We start from the raw sequence: 1,195 nt of genomic DNA, 5'->3' as shown, positions 1-1,195 counted from the left end.
TCGCCTGTGCACCGACATTGCCGCCCTGCCCGACATGCTGGGCCAGGCGGGCGTGACCTGGGCGATGGTGGAGGCCGGGCCGGGCCTGCTGGCCGAAATCCGCACGCGCAACCTGTGGCATGACTGGCTGACCATTACCGCGGGCGATGGCGGGGGGGACCATCTCGATGTGCGCGTGCGCGCCGGAGATGTGACCCCGCTGCGCCTTTTTCCCGAATTCGCCCCTGAACCCCCTGTCATGAAGGAGTCATGATGTTTTCTGGCATTATCGAACACCAGGGCCGCGTAAGTGCCGCGCGCAGGCTGGACCGGGATCTGGAAATAACGGTTGCGACCGGCATTCCCGATCTCGCCCTGGGTGAAAGCATCGCCGTCAACGGCGTGTGCCTGACCGTGACCTCGTTCGACGCGGCGGGCACGGCCACCTTCTTCCTCAGCTCGGAAACGCTGTCCTGTACCGCGCTGGGCCGGATCGAGGCCGGTCACATCGTCAATCTGGAGCGCGCGGTCACGCCGGCCACGCGCCTGTCCGGCCATATCGTGCAGGGGCACGTGGATGGCACGGCGCGGCTGCTGGCCGTGGAAAAGACGGGGGAGGGACGCCATATCACCTTCGAGGTGCCCGCGCGCCTGCGGCGCTACCTGGTGGAGAAGGGATCCATCACGCTCGATGGCATCAGCCTGACGCTGAACGCGGTTGGCGCGCCGGGCGGTGAGGGCTGCGCGGCGGACATGTTCCGCATCGCCCTCATGATCATTCCCCACACGTGGGACCATACCAGCTTGGCACCCTGAAGCCGGGAGACGCGGTGAACGTCGAGGTCGATGTCATCGCCAAATATGTGGAGAGCGTATGTCAGTACCGTTGATGCCCCCGGTGGTGGCGCAGGCCGTCGCCACCATTCGCCGGGGCGGAATGATCATCCTTGTGGATGATGAGGACCGCGAGAACGAAGGTGATCTGGTCATGGCCGCCGAGTTCATGACCCCCGAGGCCATGAACTTCATGGTCACACATGCGCGTGGGCTGGTGTGCATGCCCATGTCGCCCGACCGGATCGCCCAGCTTGACCTGCCCATGATGACGCAGGTGAACACCTGCCCGCGCGGCACGGCGTTCACCGTCTCGATCGAGGCGCGTGAGGGGGTCACCACCGGCATCTCCGCCGCCGATCGCGCGCGCACGGTGCTCGTG

The 1,195-nt window shown here is 66.1% G+C and carries 1 protein-coding gene and 2 pseudogenes; all 3 read left to right on the top strand.

Going from position 1 to position 1,195, the window contains the following annotated elements; translation table 11 throughout:
- Positions 1 to 253, top strand: a pseudogene (locus JCM25156_RS25810) (hypothetical protein); the annotation flags it as partial.
- A pseudogene (locus JCM25156_RS25805) lies at positions 253 to 869 on the top strand (riboflavin synthase). The pseudogenes JCM25156_RS25810 and JCM25156_RS25805, both read left to right, overlap by 1 nt.
- Positions 869 to 1,195: 3,4-dihydroxy-2-butanone-4-phosphate synthase (locus JCM25156_RS25800; RefSeq protein WP_034960721.1), on the top strand; the 327-nt coding region annotated here is incomplete at its 3' end. The pseudogene JCM25156_RS25805 and the gene JCM25156_RS25800, both read left to right, overlap by 1 nt.

The sequence above is a fragment of the Komagataeibacter kakiaceti JCM 25156 genome (assembly GCF_000613305.1).
This window is presented reverse-complemented; position numbering and strand designations above follow the sequence as displayed.